Below are 18,468 nucleotides of genomic sequence, written 5' to 3' on the forward strand. Positions count from 1 at the left end.
GAAATGCTATTATAGTTATAGACTCAAGATTGATTGCTATTCTTATGATGGTAATCAATCTTGAGTCATCTTTAAGAAAAGGACGAAATGCATATGTTTAATCGAAAAACACTCATCTCCATGTCTTTAGTTATTATTGGCTCATTTATTTTTTCATTCGGAATCAACGCTTTTGTTATTCCCAATCATTTTGGTGAGGGTGGCGTAACAGGGATAGGCTTGCTTTTATTTTATACGCTCGGTTGGAGTCCGGCTATTACCACTTTTATTTTTAACTCAATTCTGTTAATTATTGGTTATCGCTATTTGGAGAAAGCCACTATTGCTTATACTATTGTCTCAGTCATTTCTATGTCTTTTTTCTTGAGTCTGACAAAGAATTGGTATGAATTTGTGCCATCATCTCCTGTGGTTGCTGCTGTGGCTGCTGGTTGTGCAACTGGTCTTGCCTTAGGGATTGTGATGTTAGGTAATGGAACGACAGCGGGAAGTGATATTTTGGCTATGTTAGCTAAGAAATATCTGGGCTGGAATGTATCGTTTTCACTACTCTTGATTGATGTTATTATTGTGACTCCTTTAAGTTTTATTATCGGACTTGAACGTGCCATTATTACCTTGATTATGCTCTTTATTGCCAGTCAAATGATTAATTTCATTCTTGAAGGATTTAATCCCAAGAAATCGATTATGATTATCTCCAAACAACATATGGAAATCGGTAATGCTATCCAGAAAACGGTTGGAAGAGGGATTACGGTTTTAGATGGAGCTGGTTTCTATTCTAAGGAAGATAAGAAAGTTTTATATCTAATTGTTAACCGACTTCAATTAATGCCTATTCAAAGGATTATTCATGAAATTGACCCAACAGCTTTTGTGATTATTACTGATGTCAAACAGGTTATTGGGGAAGGCTTTACCTTCTATCTTGAGGATAAGGTGGGGTAAGTATTTGCAAGATCTTTCGTATACAAGCTTTCAACTCCTATGCTGCAAAGAGGCTGAGCAAGAAGTCCATGCTGCTGTTTAAACAAATAAATTTTGCGAAAAAGGTTATCAGAAATGAGAACGGTGGCACCGCCGTGAGCCTAAGTCTCACTGGCTTAGCTTTCTACCGTTATTTCTGATAACCTTTTTTGCAAAACTTTTTTGTGATTAAAAAAATAGATATTAATGATTATGAATTTTGTGCCTTCCTCTATGCCTATAGCTCTTATTTTCGACAAAGGAGCTGGAAACTCTTTATATCTTAGTGCTAGAAGGATATTGGTTAACAAATTTCCTTTATAACGGCAAAAACTATTATTTTCCATTATAAAGGAAATTAGTTTTATAACATTGTCCGTTTTAATAGACATTTCTGGTTTTGTCCATTATAATGGAAATAATAAGGAGGTGAGACTATGTTATGTATTGCTATTATAGGGGATATGATTGACTCCAAAAAAATTGAAAACCGTGAGTTGGCTCAGAAAAAGTTAAAAAATATCCTAGAAGAGGTTAATATACGTCATCAGGAAATCATTTTATCCAACTTTACCATTACAATCGGTGATGAATTTCAAGGCTTACTAAAAATATCCTCTTCTGTTTTTCAGATTATTGATTACATTAAAAATGAATTTAAGCTCAGTGCACTTCGTTTTGGGATTGGGGTGGGAGAAATAACTACGGCCATTAATCCTAGACAAAGTATTGGAGCGGATGGACCCGCATATTGGAACGCTAGAAAAGCGATCAACTATATTCATGACAATGATGATTATGGAACTAGTACAATCGCTTTTGAATCAGGCCATTCCAATTTTGACCAATCTATCACTATTCAACTGGCCTTGACAGAATTTATTAAGTCTCGCTGGGTTTTTAGTCAGCAGGAAACTTTTCAAGCTATTTTAGACTTGAATATCTATCAAGAGCGATTTGACCAAAGTGTTGTTGCTAAATCCATGAATCTATCGGATTCTGCCTTTACCAAGCGATTGAAATCGAGTGGCATTAAACTATATCTTCGTACCATGAACCATTTGGCTGCTCAATTGGTTAGTTTTTTTGCAAATGAGGAGGAGAAGAATACATGACGTATCTACTATCAGACTATTTGAATGCCTATCCAATAGTAACCATTAGTCTAGCGGTGCATTTTTTAGTGGATTTTCAATTACAGTCACCCCAAATGGCTGAAACTAAGAAAACAAGCCACAAAGGCTTAGTGCATCATCTCTTAATAGTAGGATTAGGCTATCTCATACTCAGCATTTTCTTCCAAAAATATGCTGCTTATTTTTTAGCAGTTGGATTAGCACATGTTCTGTTAGACAGCAGTAAGTTTTTCTTCACCAAAAATAGAAAAGCCGATAGGTCTATAAAAGCAAATTATAATTGGGAACGAAATGCCTTTTTAATTGACCAAGCCTTACACTTGGTTGCGATTATTGGTTTATATTTCTGGTTAATGAGTACAAGTTTTTTCGAAATCAATAGTTATTTTTACCAGATTCCGACCTTTCTTTTATTCTTTATTCTCATCACTAAGCCAATCAATATTCTCTTTAAAGTTCTTTTCACTAAATACCAGCCGGATAATCTAAAAAGCGTTAAGACTAAAGCGTCTGAGGAAGAGGAAACGATAGTGGGAGCTGGAGCAACCATTGGAAGTTTAGAGCGTATTGCCATGGGAATATTAATAATTCTGGGTCAGTTTGCTGCCATTGGCTTGGTCTTTACTGCAAAATCAATTGCACGTTACAATAAAATTTCAGAAAGCCCTGCTTTTGCGGAATATTATTTAATCGGTTCCTTATACAGTATTATTTCAGTATTGCTTATCTCATGGATTTGTTTCGGGATATAAGAAAGCCCTATCTTGTTGTTGGTCATTAGACCGCATCAAGATAGGGCTTTTCTCATGAAATTTTAAAAGTCAAAATCCCTTGCAAAACTTGTAAATATATTTGAGTGTGTTACAATGAAACCGAACGAAACTATAGTTCTTATAAAATAATGTTCGTATTTAAAGAGAAAGAGGGCTGTGATTTGGAAAAGTTAGCAGAGATTTATAGTGGAAAGGCAAAGAAACTATTTCAAACGACGCAAGAAAATATTTTATTAGTTGAATATCTCAATCAAGCAACTGCTTTAAATGGTCTTAGAAAAGATACTGTTGAAGGAAAAGCAATGCTCAACAATCAGATTAGTGCCCATATTTATCAATACCTTAACCAAAAAGGGCATAAGACCCATTTTGTAGAAGAGGTTAGCCCAACCCAACAATTGGTGCAGGCACTAACTATTATTCCGATAGAGGTTGTCTTACGAAATATTACTGCTGGAAGTTTCTCAAAGCGATTTGGTATTGAAGAGGGGATTCCTCTAGACAAACCAATTATTGAATTCTATTACAAGTCTGATGCCTTAGATGACCCATTTATCAATGAAGATCATGTGGCATTTTTAGCAATAGCTAGCCTCAAAGAAATAGCAACTATTAAAGAAATGACACTAGCTATTAATGAAAGCCTTAAAGATTATTTCAAGCAATTGGATATTATTTTAGTAGATTTCAAACTAGAATTTGGCAAGGACCAAGATGGTAATATTGTCCTAGCTGATGAAATTTCCCCAGATACCTGCCGTTTATGGGATAAAAATAGTCACGAACATTTGGACAAGGATGTTTATAGAAGAGATTTAGGCGACCTTGTTTCTGTTTATCAAGAAGTTCTCAATCGCATTCAAGCATTATAAAAATTTCACATCAAATCTATCAAAAATAAGGAGACTAGGCATGAAAAAAGTACTTGTAACTGTTATGTATAAAGATTCAGTTTTGGACCCTCAAGGAGAAGCTGTAAAAGGAGCTGTCCATCGTTTAGGATATGACTCTATTGAAGATATTCGAATTGGTAAATACTTTGAAATACTGGTCAATGAAGATGAAGAACCGGTTGAACAAGTTATTGAAGAAATATGTGATAAATTATTGGCCAATGTGGTCATGGAATCCTACCACTTCCAAGTTATTGAGGAGGGAATCAATCAATGAAGTTTGCTGTAATTGTTTTTCCTGGTTCTAATTGTGATATGGATCTACTGACAGCTGTCAGAGATGTATTAGGACACGATGCTGAATATGTAGATCATAGAGCGACTAGCTTAGAAGGCTTTGATGCTGTCCTACTACCAGGAGGGTTTTCATACGGGGACTACCTGCGTTGCGGCATTATTGCTCGATTTTCTAATGTCATGTCAGAAGTAGTTCGTTTTGCTCAAGAAGGCAAACTCGTTTTTGGAACCTGCAATGGATTCCAAATCTTAACAGAGGCAGGCCTCTTACCTGGAGCCTTACGACGTAACCAAAGCTTGAAATTCATTTCCAAACCTCAAAAATTAATTGTTAGCAATGCGAATACCGCTTTTACTAGTGCCTATCAAGACCAAGAGGAAATCTCCCTACCAATCGCTCATGGCGAAGGAAATTACTACTGTGATTCTGAAACATTAGCACAACTGCAAGCTAACCATCAAATTGTCTTCACCTATAAGGGCAATCCAAATGGTTCTGTCAGTGATATTGCTGGAATCATTAATAAAGAAGGTAATGTTTGTGGTATGATGCCCCATCCGGAAAGAGCCGTTGAGGAACTACTTGGCTCAAGGGATGGGTTAAAGCTATTCCAATCTATGGTCGCAGCATATGAAGAAAGGAAGTTGATAGAGGCATGAGCTTTCAAGAACCTAGTCCAAAAGAAATCAAAGACACTGGTCTCTACCGTCAATGGGGATTGAGTGATGAAGAATACCATCTAATCGAAAAAAACATCTTAAACCGTCAGCCTAACTTTACAGAGACAGGCTTATTTTCTGTTATGTGGAGTGAACATTGTTCTTACAAAAATTCCAAACCCGTTTTACGCAAGTTTCCAACATCTGGGCCACAAGTTCTACAAGGTCCGGGTGAGGGAGCGGGTGTTGTAGATATTGGTGATGGTCAAGCGGTTGTTTTCAAAGCGGAAAGCCATAACCATCCTTCAGCTATCGAACCTTATGAAGGTGCAGCTACAGGAGTTGGCGGTATTATACGTGATATTTTCAGCATGGGAGCTAGACCAATCGCTATTCTAGATTCCTTACGTTTCGGTGAACTAGATAATGACCGAACAAAATACATTTTTGAAGAAGTTGTTGCAGGAATTTCTGGCTATGGTAACTGTATCGGAATCCCTACAGTAGGTGGCGAAACAAGTTTTGACCCTTGTTATAAAGGCAATCCATTAGTCAATGCTATGTGTGTTGGATTAATCAACCAAGAGGACATCCAAAAAGGTCAAGCCAAAGGTGTCGGCAATACCATTATGTATGTGGGTGCTAAAACCGGTCGAGACGGCATTCATGGAGCAACGTTTGCCTCTGAGGAATTCAATGATGAGCAAGAAAGCCAACGTTCAGCTGTTCAAGTGGGTGACCCATTTATGGAGAAGCTATTGATGGAAGCTTGCCTAGAACTCATTAAGGACTACCAAGATATTTTAGTCGGTATCCAAGATATGGGAGCAGCAGGACTAGTGTCTTCCTCATCTGAAATGGCATCAAAAGCTGGTTCGGGCCTAGTCTTAAACCTAGACCATGTGCCACAAAGAGAAAGTCACATGACCCCTTATGAGATGATGTTATCCGAGTCTCAAGAACGGATGCTACTTTGTATTAAAAAAGGGCATGAAGATAGAATTATTGACCTATTTAAAAAATATGATTTGGATGCAGTGGCCATTGGTTACGTAACAGATGATGGTAATTATCGCTTATACCATCATGGAAAATTGGTTGCAGATCTACCAGTAGATGCTTTAGCGGAAGACGCACCAGTTTATCATAAGCCAATGAAGGAACCAGAACGGATTCAAGCCTTTCAAGAGATGGAAGAGTACCAGCCCTTAGAAAATCATCCTCTTGATACCTTAAAAGCTCTTTTACAACAAGCCAGTCTAGCCTCTAAAAAGTCTATTTATCAAACTTACGATTCTATGGTGAGAACTAGCACTGTAGTTGGTCCAGGAAGTGATGCGGCAGTTATCCGTATCCGTGGAACCCGTAAAGCCTTAGCCATGACAACGGACTGCAATAGCCGTTACCTATATTTGAACCCTGAAATAGGGGGTCAGATAGCCGTTGCAGAAGCTGCTAGAAATATTTTGGCATCTGGTGGACAGCCATTAGCCATCACGGATTGCTTGAACTATGGCAATCCTGATAAACCAGAAATTTTTTGGGAACTGAGCACGTCTGTTGATGGAATATCAAGTGCTTGCCAAGTCTTAAACACTCCTGTTATTTCTGGAAATGTTTCCTTATACAACGAATACAATGGTGAAGCCGTGTACCCAACACCCATGATAGGTATGGTTGGCTTAATAGAAGACCTAGACCATATCACAACTAGTAGCTTTAAGTGTGCAGGAGACTTTATCTATCTAGTTGGACAAACCAAAGCGGATTTTAATGGTTCAGAACTACAAAAAATGGAATTGGGTAGAATAGAGGGAAAATTAATGGATTTTGACCTTGCCTATGAAAAGGAAATTCAAAACCAGGTGCTTAAAGCCATCAAGCAAGGTCTAATCAACTCAGCACATGATTTGTCTGAAGGAGGACTAGCTATCGGACTAGCAGAATCTGTCTTTGACACTGAACTGGGGGCAAAGGTTCAAGTGGACATGCCTAACAGCTATCTCTTTAGTGAAACACAATCCCGTTTTATTTTAAGTAGCAGTCCTGAAAACTACCAAACAATGAAAGAATTATTTGGCGACCATCTTAAAAAGATTGGACAAGTCACTGATGATGGTCATTTAAGTATTCAAACCAATCAGGAAAGTTTTACGGTAGCAGTTGAAGAAATCCAAGAACTCTGGGAGGAGGCAATTCCTTGTTTGCTGAAACAAAAAGTTTAAACGAAGAGTGTGGTGTGTTTGGTATTTGGAATCACCCAGATGCTAGCCGCGTTACTTATTTTGGCTTACACAGTTTGCAACACCGCGGTCAAGAAGGCGCTGGTATTGTTTCCGGAGACCATCTTGCTCTACGTGGTTATCGAGGTCTAGGTTTAATTGCTGAAGTATTTAAGGATTCACAAAACTTAACGAATTTGACAGGTTCTCGTGCTATTGGGCATGTTCGCTATGCTACATCTGGTAATAATAGCATTCAAAATATTCAGCCCTTTCTATTTCATTTTTATGATATGAGTGTTGGTGTTTGCCATAATGGTAATATTATCAATGCTAAACAACTTCGCAAGGAGCTAGAAGAAGATGGGGCAATCTTTCATTCATCATCTGATACGGAAGTCTTAATGCACTTGATACGCCGAAGTTCGAAAACTACTTTTGAGGAACAATTAAAAGAAAGTCTTTGCAAGATCAAAGGCGGCTTTACCTATCTTTTATTAACCAAAGACTGTCTTTATGGAGCAGTGGATCCCAATTCTTTACGCCCAATAGCTATCGGTCAGATGAAAAATGGCTCTTATGTCCTAGCTAGCGAAACCTGTGCTATTGATACAGTTGGGGCTAAATTTGTCAGGAACGTGAATGCTGGAGAATATGTTGTCATTTCTGAGCAGGGGATTCGAGTGGAATCCTATACTAAAGATACCATGATATCCATTGCTGCCATGGAATATGTTTATTTTGCCAGACCAGACTCGGATATTGCTGGGGTTAACGTGCATACCGCTCGCAAGCGTTCTGGAAAACATTTGGCCTTGGAATGTCCTTGCCCTCAAGCTGACATCGTCATAGGGGTACCAAATTCTTCTCTCTCAGGAGCAAGTGGTTACGCTGAACAAAGCGGCTTACCCTATGAAATGGGCTTGGTGAAGAACCAATATATCGCTCGTACCTTTATTCAGCCGACACAGGAGTTGCGTGAACAAGGAGTTCGCATGAAACTATCTGCTGTAAAAGGTGTGGTTGAAGGGAAAAATGTTGTTATGGTGGATGATTCTATCGTTAGAGGAACGACTTCTTTGCGAATTGTAAAACTTCTTAAAGAAGCTGGGGCCAATCAAGTTCATGTGCGAATTGCTTCTCCACCTTTACTATTCCCAAGTTTTTACGGGATTGATATTTCTACTACAAGTGAGTTGATTGCTGCTAATAAAAGTCTTGAAGAAATCTGTCAATATATAGGTGCTGATTCCTTAGGATTTCTGAGCGAAGCTGGCCTTATTGATGCCATCGGATTATCTTTCGATGCACCTTATAAAGGCTTATGTATGGAATGTTTTAATGGCGATTACTCTGCCGGCTTATATGACTATGAAAAAGATTTTTTTGCCAATCTAACTCCAATTCAATTAGCACACTTAGAAAAAAGGAGGAAAGCTCTTGTCTAATGCTTATAAAAATGCTGGTGTAGACGTTCATGCCGGTTATGAAACAGTTGAACGTATTCGAAAACATGTCAAATCTACTTATCAAAAGGGTGTTATAGGAGCGCTTGGCGGCTTCGGTGGTCTTTTCGACTTAGGTGCTTTAAATTACAAACACCCCGTACTAGTCTCTGGAACAGATGGTGTTGGTACCAAAATTCTACTAGCGATACAAGAAGAAAAATACGACACAATAGGCATCGATTGTGTTGCTATGTGTGTCAATGATGTAGTAGCTCAAGGTGCAAAACCATTATTCTTTCTTGACTATATTGCGGTTGGTAAAAATAATCCAGAAATTGTCGAACAAATTGTTGCTGGTGTAGCTCATGGTTGTGTTCAAGCAGGGGCAGCCTTAATTGGTGGAGAAACAGCTGAGATGCCTGATTTGTATGCGGACAATGATTTTGACTTAGCAGGATTCACAGTTGGGGCTTCTGAAAAAGATGAATTAATTCAAGGAAATACGATAAAAGAAGGCGATGTCCTTATTGGTTTACCTTCAAGCGGCATTCATTCAAATGGTTATTCCTTGGTTCGCAAATTATTCTTTAAGGATAAGGGCTATGACCTATCTCATCATTTTCCTCAATTAGAAGGACGGACTTTGGGAGAAGAACTGCTAACGCCTACAAAAATCTATGTTAGTGAAGTCTTGGCCGTTCATGAACTAGGATTAATCAAAGGCGTCGCTCACATTACTGGTGGAGGCTTTATTGAGAATATCCCACGTATGCTACCAGAAGATATTAGTGCCAAGATAAGTTTAGGCTCTTGGCCAATGCTACCTATTTTTGAGATCTTACAAGAAGAGGGACAACTTACACTAGAAGAAATGTACGGAACCTTTAATATGGGAATCGGTATGGTTATTGCTGTTGGGTCTGATAAGGCAGCAGAAGTTTTAGAAATTCTGTCTGACCTTGCTAGTCCCGCCTATGTCATTGGGCAAACCATTTCTAAAACTCCGTCACAGATTACTACTACTGAGGCCATCTTATGAGATTAGCTGTATTTGCCAGTGGAAATGGTTCAAATTTTTCTGCTATTCAAGAAGCTATTTTGTCCAAGGAACTTTCTGCTGATATTGCTTGTGTTATCTGTGATCAAAAAGATGCAGGAATCTATCAGCGGGCTAAAGATGCTGGCATTCCCATCTATTATTTTGATATTAAAACATTTTCTTCTAAAAAAGAGTATGAAAAAGCGATTATTGCCCAGCTAGATAAGGAAATGGTTGAGCTTATCATTTTGGCAGGTTATATGAGGATAGTTGGTTCAACCTTGTTAGAGGCATTTCCAAAACGCATTCTCAACATTCATCCGTCATATTTGCCAGCATTTCCAGGTAAACAGGGGATAAGAGATGCCTTTGAAGCGGGGGTAGATCAAACCGGGGTAACCATTCACATAGTAGATGAGGGCGTGGATTCTGGGCCAATACTAGCTCAAGAAAAGCTACCAATCTTATCTACAGATAGCCTTGCCACTTTAGAAGCAAAGATACATGGGATTGAACACCGTCTCTATTCTAAAACCATTCAAGATTATATCAATCAATTGAAGACAAGGAGGACTTATGACACGAGCATTAATTAGTGTTTCCGATAAAAAAGGTATTGTGGATTTTGCTAAAGCATTACGCGCTTTGAATATAGATATTATTTCTACAGGTGGTACAAAGAAATATTTAGAAGAAAATGACATTCCATGTATTGCCATTGATCAAGTAACCAATTTTCCAGAAATGTTGGATGGACGAGTAAAAACCTTACATCCTGCCATTCATGGCGGACTTTTAGCTCGGCGTGACTTAGATAGCCACATGAGTGCTATTATGGAACACCAGATTGAGCCAATTGATGTAGTTATAGTGAATCTGTATCCTTTTAAGGAAACCATTTCTAAAGAATCTGTTACTTATGAAGAAGCTATTGAGAATATCGATATCGGCGGGCCAAGTATGTTGCGTTCTGCCGCTAAAAATCATGCCTCTGTGACCGTTCTTGTAGACCCTAAGGATTATAGTGCTGTTCTGGAGGAATTAAAAGTAAGTGGAACAACAGGCATAGAAACACGCAAGAAATTAGCGGCAAAAGTCTTTCGTCATACTGCTGCTTATGATGCTTTGATTGCCGAATATTTGACGAAAGAAGTGCATGAAGAAAATCCTGAAACATTAACCTTAAGTTTTGGCTTAAAAGAAGTGCTTCGTTATGGAGAAAATAGCCAACAAAAAGCGGCCTTTTATACTAGTCCTATTCCTCCAGCTTATTCATTAGCCAATGCGCAACAATTACATGGCAAGGAGCTTTCTTATAACAATATAAAAGATGCTGATGCAGCTCTACGCTTGATTCGTGAATTTACGGGCCCAACTGCTGTGGCCTTAAAGCACATGAATCCTTGCGGTGTTGGACAGGCGGAAACGATTGAAGAAGCCTTTGATAGATGTTACCAAGCTGACCCAGTATCCATATTTGGTGGGATTGTCGCTATTAATCGTCCGGTTACAAAAGATTTAGCCCAAGCACTATCTGATATCTTTTTAGAAATTGTACTAGCTCCAAGTTTCGAAGATCAAGCCTTGAATATTTTGAAGAAAAAGAAAAATATACGCCTATTAACATTAGATTTTTCAATAGATAATAGTAAGGAGCCTGAATTTGTATCGGTTTTAGGTGGTGTCTTGGTGCAAGACCAAGATTGGAATCTAACAGAACATAAAGTAGAATGGCAACTGATGACTGACCGAGCAAGCACTAAAGATGAACTTGATGCTTTTGATTTTGCTTGGAAAGTGGTAAAACATGTAAAATCGAATGCTATTGTTATCAGCAACGAAAAGCAAACTCTAGGAATTGGTGCCGGACAGATGAATCGAGTAGGGGCAGCCAAGATTGCCTTAGAACAAGCCAAAGCAAGTGGTGCTGATTTAAGCAAGGCGGTCTTAGCTTCTGATGCCTTTTTCCCAATGAATGACACGGTGGCTTTGGCAGCAGAATATGGAATAAAGGCTATTATTCAACCTGGTGGTAGTATCAGAGACCAAGAGTCAATCGATATGGCCAACAAACACAATATGACTATGATTAAAACGTCTGTAAGACATTTTAGACATTAAAAACAGTTAGTATTTAAGGAGGAAGTAGATGAAACTCTTAGTCATTGGGAGCGGCGGTAGGGAACATGCTATTGCCAAAAAATTGTTGGAATCGCCTCTAGTTAAAGCAGTCTACTGTGCCAAAGGGAATGCACGAATGGTACTTGATGGCATTCAGATAGTTGATATTGATGAAACAGACGCTACATCACTTGTTGCTTTTGCACAAGAACAAGAAATCGCATGGACCTTTTTCGGACCAGAAATCCCTTTGTTTCATGGTGTTAGTGATGCTTTTTATGAGGCCGGTCTACAAGTTTTTGCCCCCTCTAAAGCTGCCGCAAAAATTGAATACTCTAAAGACTTTGCTAAGCAGTTAATGCATAAGTACAAGATTCCAACCGCAACATCAGCTACTTTTATCGATTTTCAAGAGGCAAAAGCTTATATAGAGAAGGTCGGACTACCTATTGTGATTAAAGCAGATGGGTTGGCTGCTGGGAAAGGTGTAGTTGTGGCTTTTGATATGGATGAAGCTGTGGAAGCCTTGTCTAGCATGCTGATAGATGAAAGCTATAAGGGAAGTAACCAAGAAGCTGTAGTTCTTGTAGAAGAGTTTCTTGAAGGCGAAGAGATTTCTATTTTTGCCTTTGTTGATGAGGATAAAGCCTATTTTGCAGGTATTTCTCAAGACCATAAGCGTGCCTTTACCAACGATTTAGGACCAAATACAGGTGGAATGGGTGCCTATTCTCCGGTGCCACACTACGGACAAGAAATCATTGATGAAACTATGAAGAAGGTTGTGCAACCGTTGATTAAGGGCTTGATGGAAGAGGGAAGTCCTTATCATGGTGTTCTTTATGTTGGACTAATGGTAACGAAAGAAGGCATTAAAGTGATTGAGTTCAATGCTCGATTCGGCGACCCTGAAACACAAGTGGTCCTACAACGATTAGACAGCGACCTAGCAAAGATTATTAGCGATATCTTAAGTGGCTATAACCCCACTATAAAATGGAAATCACACGGTGTTAGCCTTGGAGTAGTGGTTGCGGCTGAGGGATATCCTAACAGCTATGAATCAGGTTTTTCATTGGGGACTCTTCAAGTACCAAACGGTAGTCAATTACAGTTGTTTGCAGCGGGCGTCACTAAGGGGACTGATGATACCCATTTTAACGCTAAGGGAGGAAGACTTTTTCTAGTCGGTTCAGAAGGGGATACGATTGAAGAAGCTCAACAACGAGTCTATAGCTACCTACAAGATACTGCCATTCCACATACTTTTTACCGTACCGATATAGGTAAAAAGGCATTACAAGCCAAGTTATAGAGAACGATAAGGTACCTGTTATAATCTTTTTACAACTGAACAAAAGTCCATAAAGTTAGCATGTATTTCTAAATCACAAAAGAGTTTCCGAGAAATGTACCAGAAATCGAACCTGCTACATTTCTCGGAAACTCTTTTGTTTTATCGTACTATAGACTTTTTCCTATCCTATCGAATGTCAAATAGGTAAATGGGTGACTTGAAGATCCAAACACAATACAAGACTAAACTAGTCCCATTTCTTTCTATGTTATTAATGAAATATCTCTTCCTTTTAATATCTTAATCAGAATCCTATTAGACTTTCATTGGTAGATTAGGTATAATGATTTGGCATATATTAAAAGGAGGTCAAAAATGAACAAAAGCTTACGAAATGTTCTTTTAGTTGTTCTAGGACTAGTTGGTGTCGGTGCAGGCGTTGCATTATCAGTAAAAGCAGATATCGGTATGTCTAGTTATGATGCCTTTGCGACAACTTTGGCGAATATTGTTTCTATAAAAGTAGGTACCATGACTATTATTGTCAATACGGTCTGTGTACTAATTCAGCTCTTATTTTTACGAAAGAATTTTGAAGTTAGACGTCTACTTCAGTTAGTTGCAGCATTTGTTTTAGGCTATATTATCAACTTTTTCCTATACAATATTCTAGGTTCTTTTATACCAGACAATTACATTGTACGTTTAATTATGTTTTTAAGTGGACAGGTGCTAGTAGCTGTCTCCATTGCACTCATGCTTGCTATTAATTATGTGAGTATGCCTTTAGAACCAACAGTTATGGTGATTGCAGATTACCTTAAGAAAGACTTTGCCAAGCTAAGACAGGCTTTAGATGGCATTCTAATTGTTATTATCTTAGTCTTGACTTATATCTTTAAGACAGATCTAACTATTCGAGAGGGGACCATTATCGGTTTTATTATTTTTGCCCCAATTATGAACTTTTTCTTTAAACGTTTTAAGAGCTACTTATTAAATGAGACAAAAACTCTCTCATAAAAATAATACATTTGTGTAAAAATACTTGTAGAAGGCGGTAGGCATATGAAAGATAATATCGTACCCAATCTATTTGCTAATTTATTTAAAAACAATCATTATCCAACTATAATTCTGGTACTAATTATTGCCTTTGTCTTAAGTCGTCTACCCATTTTTACAGATAAAGATCAAGGCTCTAATTCTGACCTAACAACTACTGGCACAAGCCACCAAGTCAAGGCATTTGATGGCAAAGATTTTTCTGTGTTTGAAAAATCGACTCGATACCCATTCCATTTTGTATCGGTATCAGATGGCGATACCTTTCGCCTTAGTTTTGAAGGCAAATCATTTAAAGTTCGTTTATTAGTCGTGAATGCTCCTGAAACTGCAAAAGCAGATAAACCAGCACAACCATGGGCTCAAAAAGCTAAAGAACGTACTGAGGAATTATTGTCTAAAGCAAAAGTCATTGAAGCTTCATTTGACTTAGGACCATACACAGATACTTATGGACGAGCACTCTTATATGTCTATGTAGATGGTTGCTTATTGCAGGATATCTTGTTGGAAGAGGGACTCGTCAACGCTGCGTATCAACACAAACCAAGCGTGACTCTTGTTCCACAAATGTTAGAATCCCAAGCAAAAGCACAAAAAGAATTTATTGGTATTTGGGAACGTCCTGACTACGTTACTGATCATGGTTTTGATGTATCTGTTTATGATTAAGAGCTTGTCTAGTGCTTTAGACACACTATATATAGATGGATAAATAAAATAATTTAAAATGTTAACTATATGTAGTTGTTTTGTTTTGGATTATGTTGTATGATTATACATGTACTTAATAAGAGGAAGGACGATTTCAATGACACAAAAAAATGTTATTTTATATTCTAAACCAAACTGCATGCAATGCAACTTTACCAAACAATTCTTCATGGATAACGATATTCCATTTGAAACAAAAGATGTAATTGAATCTGAAGCAGCATTAGCTGAAGTTCAAGAATTAGGTTTCCAATCACTTCCAGTCATCGTTGCTGAAGGAATAGAACCATTCTTTGGTTTCCGCCCAGACCTACTAGAATCCCTTGTAGGAGCTTGAAAACAGAATAGTAACGAACTTCATACCTAGTAGCTTCTGTTGTCACCATAGAAGCTACTAGGTTTTTTAACATGATAGGAGAGGGAGTATTGACCCCACCTTGTAACTGTTTTCAGAGAATGATATAATAAAATTACATTTCATTTAGGATTGGAGTCCAGACACATGCCATTATTACCAGGAAATACATTATTATATATTTTGCCATTTATCATTCTCTTACCATATCTTTGGCAGACTTATTCACTCATTCAAAAAGAACGAAAGTTAGAAAATATTCCCATGAAAGATGATAACTATTTGAAAAAAATCAATACTCGTGTATCAGAATTAGAGGCAGTCTTAGATACAGAATTTGTTGATGAAGAAGAGGAAGGTGAAGCTCTAGGTCGAGCGCTCAAAAACCTTCAAGAAGTCTTTCACAGTTCGAAATTAAATTCACAAGAACAAGAGGGAGAAGAAAATTAATGATTAGCATTGTAATTATTGCTGTAGAACTAGTTATCACAGCTTTTATCGTTTTTCAAATTATCAAATGGCAGCAAACCAGTATCACTAGAATTAAAAATGAACGTACAGCAAAGAATTTGGCTCAAGGTGATTATACAGAAGTTGAAACCTACAACCAAGCTATGACTGTGTTGAAACGATTAAGCCCAGAAATCAGACAACATTTCCCAATTATGCAACACAGTATCTCAAGTGAGTATAAACGGATTAAAGGTGTAAAAAATAATAAGTAATGACTATCGTATGTATGAAGCTGTGAAGGTAGTTCGCAGCTTTTTTTGTGCAAAGTAATGTAAATCAGTTAAGAGACAGGTGTAGGAGCATAGAAGTAACTGATTGTTTGTTGGGAGTGTTTATAAAATATATATCTTCGTATAATATATATTATGTAAACCTAAATATAAGTAAAAAAATATAAGACCAAATATAGTATTATTATCAGAAACCAATAACCTAATCCTACAATTCATTTACACCGTAGTATGTATGATTTATTAGTGTTATATAAAATCTCATTTTGCTCTTTTCTACTAAACTAAAAAGAGCAAAATGAGTCTAAATTATTAGTTAAAGTTAATATACTATTTTTAAGTCGCTGGAGCGTCTCATTAAATGGAATGTTCATAGTCTGATGACTATATCTCTAATATGGATTTTCTTATAATTCCAGTTTAATTAGTTCATGTCTATAAATTGACTGTCGATTTCTTTCCATCGATCAAAACATTGGCAAACTCCCTACAAGTTTGGATAATTTTGTCTCCGCAAAGTTCCTTACTGACAACTTATAACTATCTTTCAGAACACTAGCACTATGTTTCTACATAGAATAGCTCGTACCTGATCTTTTCAGTTATATGTTGAATTTCGGGAAGGTTACCAGCTCGAATGTTGAATTTGGTTTCGTAAACCACAAAAAATATCTAATTTTCAAAGAACATCGTCTTCGTAATTAGATAGCGATTCGAATATATTTTATTCTTGTGCTATCTAACAAGTACATTATAACATACAAATAAAATAATTCAAGTCTTTTGTGAAGAAAATATGAATTTCTTTCGTGTTAGTTTTGATATAAATGGATTTCTTCTGTCTATTGTTTTGGTTATATGCTTCTCAGTTAAAATGATAATAGATTAGTTGTTGGATTGTCGTGTAGCGACAAATATTTTTTATAGATGATAATCCTAGATAATCCACAATAACCGCTTCGCTTATCTCACTGTTTAGAGATTCAATAATAAAACTATTCCTTAAAATTCTAGGTGTTAGATTTTGGTGTTTAATCTCCCCTATTTTTTTTAGAATTCTTCTAATGCTATAGTCTTGCATAGCACGTCTATTTTGGTTTAAGAAAAAACTTGTTTCTGAAAAGGATCGATTCATTAAAATAGCTTTTAGTAAAATTACTTGATCGTTGTATAAAACTGCAATCCTATAATCCATATCAATAACATAAGTTTGAAAGCAAAAATGTTTGTAGTTCAAATTTTTTATATCCTTTGTAGAAAAACCTTGATACAGGCACAATGAATACAAAAAGATTTCTTCGACCGCAAAAGAATAGGTTAAAAGTTCTTTGATTGTCATTAATTCTCTGTATAGAAAAAAGTCAGGGATAGTCGAATTGTATTGAAAAGAACGTACCTCAAAAGGAATATAGACATTCTGTTCTGGATAGGAATTCTTGAATTCTGTCATGAATTTATTTAAAATTCTTTGATAATAAGCAATAGTATTTTTATTGCAGGTTTTCATTAATTTTTCAATAAATGAGTGATAAGTTTTTTGATTATAATTTCCTGTTCGTTCTGTGTGGCTAGCATACCTATGTAGGATAGTACGTATTTGTTTTATCGTGCTTCTAGCGTAGTCTTTCTGTATAGATTTTATGTAGTTATCAATAAAATTAATCATCAGTACTATTTCTCCTAGATTAAAATAGAAAATAAAAAAACGACAAATCCGAAGATTTGCCGTCCCTTCACGCGATTGTTAGATAGCATGAATAAGTATATTATAAGGTATGGATTTAGAAAATGCAACCCTTTTTCAAAAAAATATAAAATAACTTGAACTTTTTGCCTTCGTGGCAAAAAGTTCAAGTTATTCTTTTTATCAATATTACCTACTAAATAAACATGCCTATCACTTCAACCACTTCAATCCACGTCAACATATCACATTGTTCAATTTTTTCAATATTTCTTGTCGTATAGTCCACCGATCGTAATTGATGTGTAACTACTTCACCCTCTATTTTTTGAGGATCTTTTATTTCAATATACGTTGCAAAATTTCTCTTTGTTGAAGTAATGGGACAAACTAAACAAAAACCTGTATTTTCATTAAATTCATCTTTACTAATTACTAATGCAGGTCGGCGTTTCTTTATTTCTTTACCTTTCGAAGGATCAAAATCAAGCCAGATAATATCCTTTTGTTTTGGATAATCCATCTTAGTATTCCTTTCCTTCAAGCTTCATAGTATCCCATTCGGAGTCTTCATCAGTAATAGATTCTCTGAACCCATTCCAAGCTTTCTTATCCTTAAAAATATCTTCTTTCTTAGGTTTTAATATATATGTTTCTCCTATTTTTAAAATAGTAAATGCTTCTCCCACCTTCGGAGATATATCTTTCGGAAAAATTGCTCCTACAGAATTTCCTATTTTTCTTGCTACTGTTTCCATGTTACCATCTCCAATCTAATTCGTTAAATTAAATTTAACATAATTTAACATGATAGTCAAATATTTTCAGTCGTTAAATTAAATAACTCAAATTGTATAAATTGCTCTCCTTCTAATCACTCAAAATAAATTCATGTATGTATAATAATATGGTGTTTTATTATTACAAATTAAAACTTGAAACATCAAAAATGCCTATAAACCGCATAATATCAAGCAAAGGAACCATAAATTTAGTTTCAAGCAATCATTTTCAACTGGTTTTGTGTTGCCTTAGGCAATTTTTGGATAAAC

Annotated in this window: 20 protein-coding genes; 17 read left to right on the forward strand and 3 right to left on the reverse strand. The window is 36.6% G+C overall.

Going from position 1 to position 18,468, the window contains the following annotated elements; all coding sequences use genetic code 11:
* Window positions 1-93: 93 nt before the first annotated feature.
* From NPA36_RS05065 to NPA36_RS05145, 17 genes are all read left to right on the forward strand, one after another.
* Window positions 94-951 carry a YitT family protein gene (locus tag NPA36_RS05065; protein WP_256945023.1) on the forward strand — a complete coding sequence of 286 codons (858 nt, stop codon included), beginning with the start codon at window positions 94-96 and terminating at the stop codon, window positions 949-951.
* 455 nt (window positions 952-1,406) lie between these two features.
* On the forward strand, window positions 1,407-2,084 hold the full coding sequence (locus NPA36_RS05070) for a SatD family protein (RefSeq protein ID WP_256945024.1): 678 nt from the start codon (window positions 1,407-1,409) through the stop codon (window positions 2,082-2,084).
* Window positions 2,081-2,857 (forward strand): DUF3307 domain-containing protein, encoded by a 777-nt coding sequence (locus NPA36_RS05075; RefSeq protein ID WP_256945025.1) that lies wholly within the window; start codon window positions 2,081-2,083, stop codon window positions 2,855-2,857. Before NPA36_RS05070 ends, NPA36_RS05075 begins: the two co-directional genes overlap by 4 nt.
* 182 nt (window positions 2,858-3,039) lie before the next feature.
* Window positions 3,040-3,750, forward strand: coding sequence for a phosphoribosylaminoimidazolesuccinocarboxamide synthase (gene purC / locus NPA36_RS05080; RefSeq protein WP_256945026.1), 711 nt, complete (start codon window positions 3,040-3,042; stop codon window positions 3,748-3,750).
* A gap of 40 nt (window positions 3,751-3,790) precedes the next feature.
* Window positions 3,791-4,048: a phosphoribosylformylglycinamidine synthase subunit PurS gene (purS, locus tag NPA36_RS05085; protein ID WP_256945027.1), complete on the forward strand. Its 258-nt coding sequence runs from the start codon at window positions 3,791-3,793 to the stop codon at window positions 4,046-4,048.
* Window positions 4,045-4,728 carry a phosphoribosylformylglycinamidine synthase subunit PurQ gene (purQ, locus tag NPA36_RS05090; RefSeq protein WP_256945028.1) on the forward strand — a complete coding sequence of 228 codons (684 nt, stop codon included), beginning with the start codon at window positions 4,045-4,047 and terminating at the stop codon, window positions 4,726-4,728. Before purS ends, purQ begins: the two co-directional genes overlap by 4 nt.
* Window positions 4,725-6,953, forward strand: a complete 2,229-nt coding sequence (gene purL, locus NPA36_RS05095) for a phosphoribosylformylglycinamidine synthase subunit PurL (RefSeq protein ID WP_256945029.1) — start codon at window positions 4,725-4,727, stop codon at window positions 6,951-6,953. Before purQ ends, purL begins: the two co-directional genes overlap by 4 nt.
* Window positions 6,929-8,398 (forward strand): amidophosphoribosyltransferase, encoded by a 1,470-nt coding sequence (gene purF, locus NPA36_RS05100; RefSeq protein WP_256945030.1) that lies wholly within the window; start codon window positions 6,929-6,931, stop codon window positions 8,396-8,398. The genes purL and purF overlap by 25 nt, the downstream gene beginning before the upstream one ends.
* Window positions 8,391-9,437: a phosphoribosylformylglycinamidine cyclo-ligase gene (gene purM / locus NPA36_RS05105; protein ID WP_256945031.1), complete on the forward strand. Its 1,047-nt coding sequence runs from the start codon at window positions 8,391-8,393 to the stop codon at window positions 9,435-9,437. The genes purF and purM overlap by 8 nt, the downstream gene beginning before the upstream one ends.
* Window positions 9,434-10,033 carry a phosphoribosylglycinamide formyltransferase gene (gene purN, locus NPA36_RS05110; RefSeq protein ID WP_256945032.1) on the forward strand — a complete coding sequence of 200 codons (600 nt, stop codon included), beginning with the start codon at window positions 9,434-9,436 and terminating at the stop codon, window positions 10,031-10,033. Before purM ends, purN begins: the two co-directional genes overlap by 4 nt.
* Complete coding sequence (purH, locus tag NPA36_RS05115) at window positions 10,014-11,558, forward strand: bifunctional phosphoribosylaminoimidazolecarboxamide formyltransferase/IMP cyclohydrolase (RefSeq protein ID WP_256945033.1); 1,545 nt, start codon at window positions 10,014-10,016, stop codon at window positions 11,556-11,558. Before purN ends, purH begins: the two co-directional genes overlap by 20 nt.
* A 28-nt stretch (window positions 11,559-11,586) precedes the next feature.
* Complete coding sequence (gene purD, locus NPA36_RS05120) at window positions 11,587-12,873, forward strand: phosphoribosylamine--glycine ligase (protein WP_256945034.1); 1,287 nt, start codon at window positions 11,587-11,589, stop codon at window positions 12,871-12,873.
* 357 nt (window positions 12,874-13,230) lie between these two features.
* Complete coding sequence (locus NPA36_RS05125; protein ID WP_256945035.1) at window positions 13,231-13,878, forward strand: YczE/YyaS/YitT family protein; 648 nt, start codon at window positions 13,231-13,233, stop codon at window positions 13,876-13,878.
* Between the two features lie 45 nt (window positions 13,879-13,923).
* Window positions 13,924-14,592, forward strand: a complete 669-nt coding sequence (locus NPA36_RS05130; protein WP_256945036.1) for a thermonuclease family protein — start codon at window positions 13,924-13,926, stop codon at window positions 14,590-14,592.
* Between the two features lie 139 nt (window positions 14,593-14,731).
* Window positions 14,732-14,971 (forward strand): glutaredoxin domain-containing protein, encoded by a 240-nt coding sequence (locus NPA36_RS05135; protein ID WP_256945037.1) that lies wholly within the window; start codon window positions 14,732-14,734, stop codon window positions 14,969-14,971.
* A gap of 165 nt (window positions 14,972-15,136) precedes the next feature.
* Window positions 15,137-15,439 carry a hypothetical protein gene (locus NPA36_RS05140; protein ID WP_256945038.1) on the forward strand — a complete coding sequence of 101 codons (303 nt, stop codon included), beginning with the start codon at window positions 15,137-15,139 and terminating at the stop codon, window positions 15,437-15,439.
* A complete protein-coding gene (locus NPA36_RS05145; RefSeq protein ID WP_256945039.1) occupies window positions 15,439-15,714 on the forward strand; it encodes a hypothetical protein in 276 nt (91 codons plus the stop codon). Before NPA36_RS05140 ends, NPA36_RS05145 begins: the two co-directional genes overlap by 1 nt.
* Window positions 15,715-16,597: 883 nt before the next feature.
* Here the strand turns inward: NPA36_RS05145 and NPA36_RS05150 are convergent.
* The 3 genes from NPA36_RS05150 to NPA36_RS05160 form a co-directional block, all read right to left on the reverse strand.
* Window positions 16,598-17,398 (reverse strand): site-specific integrase, encoded by an 801-nt coding sequence (locus NPA36_RS05150; protein WP_256945040.1) that lies wholly within the window; start codon window positions 17,396-17,398, stop codon window positions 16,598-16,600.
* Between the two features lie 214 nt (window positions 17,399-17,612).
* Window positions 17,613-17,939, reverse strand: coding sequence for a type II toxin-antitoxin system PemK/MazF family toxin (locus NPA36_RS05155; protein WP_256945041.1), 327 nt, complete (start codon window positions 17,937-17,939; stop codon window positions 17,613-17,615).
* 1 nt (window position 17,940) lies between these two features.
* On the reverse strand, window positions 17,941-18,174 hold the full coding sequence (locus tag NPA36_RS05160; RefSeq protein WP_256945042.1) for an AbrB/MazE/SpoVT family DNA-binding domain-containing protein: 234 nt from the start codon (window positions 18,172-18,174) through the stop codon (window positions 17,941-17,943).
* Between the last annotated feature and the right edge of the window lie 294 nt (window positions 18,175-18,468).

The organism is Granulicatella seriolae (assembly GCF_024543085.1).
In the GTDB taxonomy this organism is placed as follows: Bacteria; Bacillota; Bacilli; order Lactobacillales; family Aerococcaceae; genus Granulicatella; species Granulicatella seriolae.